The sequence below is a fragment of the Bacillus sp. 01N45 genome (assembly GCF_056399205.1).
Window position 1 is genome coordinate 1 of sequence record NZ_JBFTQW010000030.1, and the last position, 8646, is coordinate 8646.

7 protein-coding genes and 2 rRNA genes are annotated in these 8646 nt (G+C 34.1%); 6 read left to right on the top strand and 3 right to left on the bottom strand.

Going from position 1 to position 8646, the window contains the following annotated elements; all coding sequences use genetic code 11:
* A 16S ribosomal RNA gene (locus AC1DMU_RS29305) occupies nt 1–60 on the bottom strand; the annotation flags it as partial.
* A 517-nt stretch (nt 61–577) separates the two neighbouring features.
* On the opposite strand from AC1DMU_RS29305, the gene AC1DMU_RS29310 reads away from it, so the two are divergent.
* Together AC1DMU_RS29310 and AC1DMU_RS29315 are read left to right on the top strand one after the other, a co-directional pair.
* Entirely contained in the window at nt 578–2512 is a 1935-nt protein-coding gene (locus AC1DMU_RS29310; protein ID WP_476941691.1) for a glycosyltransferase, read from the top strand.
* 63 nt (nt 2513–2575) lie between these two features.
* Nucleotides 2576–3352, top strand: a complete 777-nt coding sequence (locus AC1DMU_RS29315) for a class I SAM-dependent methyltransferase (protein ID WP_088061508.1) — start codon at nt 2576–2578, stop codon at nt 3350–3352.
* A gap of 40 nt (nt 3353–3392) precedes the next feature.
* Here the strand turns inward: AC1DMU_RS29315 and AC1DMU_RS29320 are convergent, their stop codons facing one another.
* Nucleotides 3393–4337, bottom strand: coding sequence for an NAD-dependent epimerase/dehydratase family protein (locus AC1DMU_RS29320; protein ID WP_088061512.1), 945 nt, complete (start codon nt 4335–4337; stop codon nt 3393–3395).
* 270 nt (nt 4338–4607) lie between these two features.
* Between AC1DMU_RS29320 and AC1DMU_RS29325 the strand changes: the two genes are divergently transcribed.
* From AC1DMU_RS29325 to AC1DMU_RS29340, 4 genes are all read left to right on the top strand, one after another.
* On the top strand, nt 4608–5402 hold the full coding sequence (locus AC1DMU_RS29325; protein WP_064460162.1) for a sulfotransferase family 2 domain-containing protein: 795 nt from the start codon (nt 4608–4610) through the stop codon (nt 5400–5402).
* Nucleotides 5403–5606: 204 nt separating this feature from the next.
* Nucleotides 5607–6329: a class I SAM-dependent methyltransferase gene (locus AC1DMU_RS29330; RefSeq protein ID WP_088061506.1), complete on the top strand. Its 723-nt coding sequence runs from the start codon at nt 5607–5609 to the stop codon at nt 6327–6329.
* Nucleotides 6330–6355: 26 nt separating this feature from the next.
* Complete coding sequence (locus AC1DMU_RS29335; RefSeq protein WP_088061504.1) at nt 6356–7228, top strand: class I SAM-dependent methyltransferase; 873 nt, start codon at nt 6356–6358, stop codon at nt 7226–7228.
* Nucleotides 7229–7443: 215 nt separating this feature from the next.
* On the top strand, nt 7444–8520 hold the full coding sequence (locus AC1DMU_RS29340; RefSeq protein ID WP_088061502.1) for a glycosyltransferase WbsX family protein: 1077 nt from the start codon (nt 7444–7446) through the stop codon (nt 8518–8520).
* Nucleotides 8521–8534: 14 nt separating this feature from the next.
* Here AC1DMU_RS29340 and rrf read toward each other — a convergent pair.
* A 5S ribosomal RNA gene (rrf, locus tag AC1DMU_RS29345) occupies nt 8535–8646 on the bottom strand; the annotation flags it as partial.

The following is an 8646-nucleotide window of genomic DNA, read 5'->3' on the forward strand; positions in this document are numbered from 1 at the left end:
TTGCATGTATTAGGCACGCCGCCAGCGTTCATCCTGAGCCAGGATCAAACTCTCCAATAAAGTTAGTTTGTCTAGCATCTAAAAATAAAAATTGACGTTTCACGTTGTTTGTTTCGTTCAGTTTTCAAAGAACTACTCGGTCGCTCATTCGCGACTTCCTTATGTTAACATCTTCGTTAGTTAATGTCAACTAAGTTTTTTATTTTGTTTGCCGCGTTCTGCGTTATTGCATCGGCGACTTGTTCTATATTACACCTCTATATCCTAATCGTCAATACCTTTTATCCTTTTTATTTTATAAATTCTAAAGGGTATTGAACCTTCTTCATTTATACTCCGTTCCTAGAGATTAATAAACTGTTGCAATCACTTTCATAATCGACAGTTTATACTTTCTTACTTACACCTTTCTAAAGAATGAATAGCAAGCCAAACAAATATATATTAAAGGTAGCACTTTTTATTTCGAGTACATTCCAGCTGTATTCACACAATTATCTCCTACCACTTCTCTCTAGGAATTATAAATACACCATGCATTTACTAAAAATCTAATTAACTTAGGAGGCGTTATGAAATGCATGTTAATAAGAAGATCATTTATGTATCCCATGATGCCCATTTCCACGGAGCACAGCTGCTTTCTTTACATACTATTAAAGCTCTTAAAGAAAACTTTCATTACTCCGTCGCAATTATTTCTATTGGAACGGGCATTTTAATCCACGATTTTCAAAAGTATGGTCCTGTTTATTGCCTAGAGGAAGACTACCCAACAGAAAAAAGGGTCGAATTATTAATAAAGAAGTTACTATCACAAGACTATACCATCGCCATATGTAGTACCGTCATAAGTGGTGACATAGTTGCATTACTAGCTAAACACAATATAAAAGTTATTTCATTAATACATGAATTGCCGCATTTAATACAACAGTACTCTGCCGAGGGGAAAGCGAGAAATATTGCCCAGTTTGCTTACAAAATTGTCTTCCCTTCACAGTACGTGTATGAAAAATTCCGTACAATCACCCAATTAGATCATCAAAAATGTCACATCCTCCCTCAAGGCTTGTTTAACCACAATCCTTATAAGAACAATATTGCAAAAGCTAGAAGCGAATTACGAAAGAAACACAACCTGCCTCTAGATAGCAAAATCATTTTGGGAGTAGGTTTTGCTGATCATCGGAAAGGGATAGATTTATTCTCACTTATTGCTTACTCAGTAAGAAAAGTTCATACGAATATTCATTTTATCTGGGTCGGGAGAACGGATGTTCATTTCTTTAACACACTATCCCCAAGATATACAGCACATTTCACATTAGTTGAGCCTACTCCAGATATCGGTTTATATAACGCCGGGGCTGATTTATATTTATTAACTTCAAGAGAAGATCCTTTTCCAAACGTTGTTTTAGAAGCATTAGATACAAAAGTCCCTGTTATAGGGTTTAAAAACGCTGGAGGTTTTGAAGATGTTGTTACGGAACAAACTGGCGCCTTAGTAGACTTTTTAAATTTACCGCAGGTGCTGGAAAGAATATATGAATTTATTGGAGATGAAGACTTACGATTACAAAAAGGGCGCTTTGGCCAAGAGCTTATTGAAAAAGATTTTAACTTTCTTCATTACATTTATCAACTGTTAAACCTACTTGATCATAATTACAAAAAAATAAGCGTAATGATACCGAACTATAATTACGAAAAATACTTACCTGACCGAGTTAAATCCATATTAAACCAAACCTATCCCCTTTACGAACTAATTTTCCTAGACGATGCCTCTACTGACAATAGCGTATCTATATTTAAACAGCTGCTCTCAAACGAAAATAAGCCCCACCTAAAAGTTCAGCAGATTATTAATGATAAAAACTCTGGTTCTGTATTTAAACAATGGATAAAAGGCGTCTCTGCAGCAACCGGTGATTATATTTGGATTGCAGAGGCTGATGACTTATGTGATCAGACATTTTTAGAAGAAGTAATACAAGGGTTTCATATAAATGGTGATGTTACCTTAAGCTACACACAATCAAAACAAATAGATGAACAAGGAAATATCCTAGCCAATCATTATTTAGATTACACAAATGATATTGATAAAGGAAAATGGAAAAGTTCTTATTTCCGAAAAGGGATAGATGAAATACAAGATACATTACTTATCAAAAACACCATACCTAATGTCTCAAGTGTAGTTTTTAAAAACATAGATATAAAAACTACAGAAAAACAATTAGAAAAGTTTAAAGTAGCTGGTGATTGGTTTTTCTATGTTTCTATTCTTAAAGAGGGGAACATTTATTTCAATCCAAAACCGTTAAACTATCATAGACGACATACAAATAGCGTAACGAGAACAGAAGATTCATATTCCCATTACAGTGAAGTTGTACAAATGCAGAATTTCATTAAAGAAACCTTTACTATCGACGACATTTCAAAAAAGAAAATGTACACATATAGAAAGTATCTTAAAGCATATTTGAAGATTGAATGATATATTTTCTTCGCCATCAGTATCTCTTGTAAGACGTTACTATTATTTAAGGGGGGTTACTCATTGAAAGAATTTATAGAGGCAAATAAAGATTTGATTTCTCAAATTGCACACAACTACAATGTAAATGCAAGTATCCATCCAGAGGATCATATCTTTCAATTCCTTGTCACTAATCCAGTCTTCCCATCTAAAAAAGAAGCGATAGATTATTATTTTCAAGATGGGAGAAAATCCGCAGAAACACTCTTAGATTTAATTACGTCCTTTTATCCTCCTATAGACACTCCAATAAAATTATTAGAATTCGCATCCGGATACGGCTGCGTAACACGTCATTTATTAAACCTACAAACGAACTTAAGTATAACTACCTGCGATATACATGAAGAGGCTATTACTTTTATTGAACGTACATTAAATACTTCTTCTATCTTATCTCACCCTGAACCTGAACAAGTAAATTTGACCTCCTCTACGTATGATATCGTTTTTTGTCTATCCTTTTTTTCTCATATGCCTGATACAACTTGGTTTCGTTGGCTTCAAACATTGTATAATGCTGTTTCTCCTGAAGGCTTACTCATTTTCACAACTCATGGTTATCAAAGTAAAAAGTACTTCAGCTTTCCAGATTTAAATAAACAGGGTTATTGGTTTCTCCCTTCTAGTGAACAATTGGATTTGGATGTTCATCAATACGGGCAAACGATCGTTAGTCCCTCTTACGTAAGTGACAAAATTAAATTATTGCCCTATAACCCTATCATCAAAAAATACACTGAAGGTTTTTGGTGGGAACATCAAGACCTTTGGGTAATAAAAAAAGAAATAAAATAATAAACCACGCTCTACTTATACAAAAGTAGGGCATGGTTTATTATTTTTTACTATATAAGAACTCTTCAATCCATAGCTTATTTAATCTAATTCCACTTTTGAAATCTATTTTCGGTTCCCAGTTACATGCTCGTCTTACTCTATCTATATTTAAAATGATTTTTTGAACATTTTCTTGCCTTTGTTTATAGCAGGTAAAGTCCACTTTTCTTTCCGTTAATTTCTCCAATTCTACTATAATTCGTTTTAAAGAGAGACCCTTGCCGCTCCCTATGTTATACACACAAGATTTCAAACGATTTAATTGTGATAGTTGTATAGTGATTTCAACTAAATCATCGATATAAATATAATCTCGAATAATCTCCTGTGGATTCCCATATATATTAATCTTTTCATTACTGAGATGCTGATACAAAAAACAGTTTATTGCCCCAACTTTCTTTAAAGGATTTTGATATTTTCCATATGGATTAGAATATCTACATACAACATAGTCAATTCCGTATTTTTTCTTATAAAAGTACAAGTAATTTTCAAGCGACACTTTTGTTATTCCATAAGGAGAAAGTGGTTTTAATGGATGTTCCTCATCAATAGGTAAATATTCCGGTTCACCATAAACCGTGCCTCCAGAAGATGCTAATACAATTTTTTTAACAGGAAAATTTTTAACACTTTCCATGAAGTTAAGAAAAAAAAAGCTACTGTTTATATCTCCGAAAACATCTTCAATTGAAGTTGCTACATTAGACGTTGCAGCTAAATAAATAATAATATCCACATCAACTAAAGCTTTATATATATCTTCAACATTTGCTAAATCACCTTTAATAAATTCAACATCACTTATAATATTTTGAGGAAAATTATTTATATGTCTGGAAAATACTTTGACAGTTTGACCTTGTTTCAATAAACCTAATGTGAGGTTAATACCAATGAAACTATTTCCACCTACTATTAAATAATTATTCTTCCTCATAATATCCTCTCTAGTAATAAGATTTTTGCTTATCACACCTAGAAATGCAACTAAATGAACTTGGTCACTGCTATTATTCATCCTCTTATCATTGTATGCTTCCTATAAATTTTCATTATCTTTATTTTATATTTTCCTTTTAGAATCGCTATCTTATTTAAGCTGACCGCAAAAAACACTCATACTATTTACTCATTCCCATGAATATATTGGATTAGTAAAAACTTCCCTTCTCCATAAATAAAAATTTCAAAAAGGAGCACTACATGTATGAAGAGTGTAAATCAAGAGCTTTTAAATCATGTAATCCTACATAAAGATCGAATCCCACATTTCCATAAAGACTTTCCACTTATACTATTCTGGAGCCATAGAAGCGGATGTACCGCCTTAGCTAATTGGTTCTTTTTTCAAATTGGATTGTTTAATGAAGCAAAGAAATACCATGACTTTATTCATTACTATGAATTCTGGGTGTATAAAAACAATACTAACTACATACCAGAGTTACAAAATGGGCTTCTAACAGCAAATAAAGATGTTTGTAAACTTGTACGTAATCCCTACAAAAGGGCCGTCAGCTCATTTTTATTACTTGCTGACAATCCATATGCTAGCCCTCAATGGGAAAATATCCGCCACTATTTGTATAATGACAAATATAGTAACCGTGGAGTATCATTTAAACAATTTTTATATTACATTCGAGCATTGGGTTCAAATTCCCTAGCAATGGACATACATTTTAGTCAGCAATACGTTCCAGGTGAAGAAAATTTCATCCAATACTATATTCCTTTAGAAGATTTTAATACACAAATCACCAAGATAGAACACACGTACGATTTGATTAAATCTAATTTAGCGCTTCTTACAAATTCAGATCATCATCGGGCTCATAAGATGCTTTATACAGGAAGCTATGCAGAACTCAGCATTACAGATGCCACCTTCCCTCGCTTTCCAACATATGAAAGCTTTTATGATGAAGAAACAATGGCGTTAGTTACAGAAATATATGCACAAGACTTTGAAATGTATCCGTACACAAAAGGGATATTCTAAGTCGATACATTCTTCAATGAATAAAAGCGAATGTATCGCATAGCATAAAGTGAAACTTTAATTAGCGTGGCGTTCTCTCCCGCTAATTATTCCATTCTACCAATCTCACTTTTATGGGTTCCCTAATTTCCACCCACTCTCTTTGATTTCACTGATTGTTGACGTGTGTGTCATATGCATTTTTTTACAAAGGAGTGATGTCATGTGGAAGGTAATTTGAAGCACAATAATGGATATTGCGTTATTTGTGAGAAGGAAACTACATTTATAGAGCATAATGATTGGCTTAGAGATCATTACTTATGTTCTACATGCCACTCTATACCAAGGCAGCGAGCTATAATCCATGTTTTAAATACATTTTTTCCTAAATGGGGTTCCTATCATATCCACGAATCCTCTCCTGGGGGAATTACAACTCAGCTACTTATAAAAAACTGCAAAAACTATACGTATTCTCAATACTTTAAAAACTATCCTCTCGGCCAATACTTTCAAGGAATTAGATGTGAGAACTTAGAGGATATGACTTTCCAAAATGAATCTTTTGATTTGTTCATTACTCAAGATGTCTTTGAACATGTAATGGAGCCAAACAAAGCCTTTAAAGAAATAGAGCGTGTATTAAAGCCTGGCGGTGCTCATGTGTTTACTGTCCCTTGGTATCATACACTCACAAAGACTTTACAAAGAGCAAGAATCAATAAAGAAGGAATCGAATATATTGAGAAGCCAATTTATCATGGTAATCCTATTGATGAGAACGGGTCTTTAGTAACATTTGATTGGGGTCAAGATATGATTGAATATATTTATACACATGCAAATATGTATACCATTGTTTATTTACAAAAGGATAGATCACTGGGGTTAGATGCTGAATTTCTACACGTTTTTATTAGTAAAAAACACGAAAATAATTTTTAGGTACTATATAATTTGGAGGTTAACAAATGAATAACTTCAAGTTAGGAAATGATTTTGATAACCTTGTTAGCCCGCTTTCTGATGTTGAACTTCTAAATCTATTTATACAAAGTTGCTCACAAACAAAGATAAATGGCATCCCAGTACCTATGTTCCCCCCTGAAGAAATTCAACAACAGTTTGTAGGGGCTTCCTATGAACATGCTCTTTATGAAGCATATTTGTTTTATAGCCATGTAAAAACATATGCCCAAAATCTAGGTGTTCCTTTGAATAAAGGACGTAAAATTTTAGACTTTGGTTGCGGATGGGGAAGAATCATACGCTTCTTTTTCAAAGATGTTCGCGATGAAAATTTACTTGGTATTGATGTAGATCCCCTCATGATTACTCTTTGTAATGAAACGTTAGGAAGAGGGATATATAAAACAGCCAACCCACAACCTCCTGTAGAATTTATTAATGACAATTCATTAGATATCATATTCGCTTATTCTGTATTCTCACATTTATCCGAAGAAACAGCAGAAAATTGGATAAAGGAATTTTCAAGAATTCTTCGTCCAGGTGGCATCTTCATCGCCACAACACAAGCACGCTATTTTCTCGATTTCTGTCAACAATTTAAGGAACACTCTGAATTAATTCAAACGGGATGGCATAAAACTTTATCTCAAGCTTTTCCAGATATAAATCGTGCCATCTCGGATTATGAAAGCGGCAATTTTGTCCACAGCCCTACGGGAGCTGGAGACGTTAGAAACAGTAGCTTCTACGGGGAAACCGTTATACCTAGAACTTATATTAAAAACCACTATGAGAAGTATTTAAAGCTACGGGACTTTTTTGATGATACAAACCGGTTACCCCAAGCTCTATTTGTTCTCCAAAAAGTTTAACACTTTTCGCTCATTGTATAATGAAGATCATTTTGTATCTCAGCCGTATATATTAAATCATCAAAGATTTCCATATTAAGCACACTGTACAAAAGAATTCATTATGCAGCATAAACACAGTAAGTAAATAACATATCTCATGTTTTAACTAGATTCGAAAAATCAAAAGTAACTTCCCACCACTTGAACTACGAAGAACATAAGGGGGATATATCTTGAAAATAATCGCTTTTTACTTACCACAGTTTCATCAAATAAAAGAAAATGACCGCTGGTGGGGGAAAGGGTTTACTGAATGGACAAATACTAAAAGTGCACGACCTTTATTTTCAGGACATTACCAACCTAGAGAACCTTATCAAGATTTTTATTATGACTTAACCACCCCATCCGTAAGAAAATGGCAAGCAGAAATCGCCAAAGCACATGGCATATATGGTTTTTGTTATTACCATTACTGGTTTAAAGGGAAGAGGCTATTGGAGGCACCCTTTAATGAGGTACTTAAGATGAAAGAACCAGATTTTCCATTTTGCCTTTCTTGGGCAAATGAACCGTGGACAAAAACTTGGGATGGTCTTGATAGTCACATATTAATGCCTCAAAATTATGGAGAATTATCGGATTGGAAAGAGCACTTTGAGTATTTATTGCAAGCTTTCCAAGATGAGAGATATATCCGTATAGACGATAAACCACTATTCATTATTTATCGTGCCGGGCATATCCCTCATTGTGAACAAATGCTTCATTATTGGAATACACTCGCACAAGAAAATGGTTTGAAAGGTATATACTTTGCAGAAACATTAAACAGCTTTCCACTTCCTAATATAAATGGATTTGATGCTAGCATTGAATTCGAGCCTTTTTATACAATTGCTCATGATAGCTCTTCAGACATAAATAAGACAATATATGAGTCTGGTAAACAAATAAACGCTTGGGATTATGATAAAGTGTGGATGTATATACTAAAACGATCTCCTCCAGAGAAAAAAACATTTCCTGGTGCCTTTGTTGACTGGGACAATACAGCACGCCGCAAAGACTTAAATAGCAGCATCTTCCTAGGTTCTACCCCTAGGAAGTTCACGATATATTTAAGCAAACAAATCCAGCGTACCTATTCTCTTTACAACAGCGAGTTTTTATTTATTAATGCGTGGAATGAATGGGCAGAAGGTACTTACTTAGAACCAGATAAAAGGTATGGATTCGCCTATTTAGAAGGAGTTAAGCAGGCAATTAGCAGAGGTATGAAAGCATACAAAAAAGACGAGTCATTCTGACTCGTCTTAAAGTTGCTTGGCGACGTCCTACTCTCACAGGGACAAGGTCCCAACTACCATCGGCGCTAGAGAGCTTAACTTCCGTGTTCGGTATGGGAACGGGTGTGACCTCTCTGCCATCATCAC

Excerpts from the sequence above, each read along its gene's own strand:
- AC1DMU_RS29310 (WP_476941691.1), top strand. The coding sequence starts at position 578 with ATGCATGTTAATAAGAAGATCATTTATGTATCCCATGATGCCCATTTC.
- AC1DMU_RS29320 (WP_088061512.1), bottom strand. The coding sequence starts at position 4,337 with ATGAGGAAGAATAATTATTTAATAGTAGGTGGAAATAGTTTCATTGGT.
- AC1DMU_RS29325 (WP_064460162.1), top strand. The coding sequence starts at position 4,608 with ATGAAGAGTGTAAATCAAGAGCTTTTAAATCATGTAATCCTACATAAA.
- AC1DMU_RS29335 (WP_088061504.1), top strand. The coding sequence starts at position 6,356 with ATGAATAACTTCAAGTTAGGAAATGATTTTGATAACCTTGTTAGCCCG.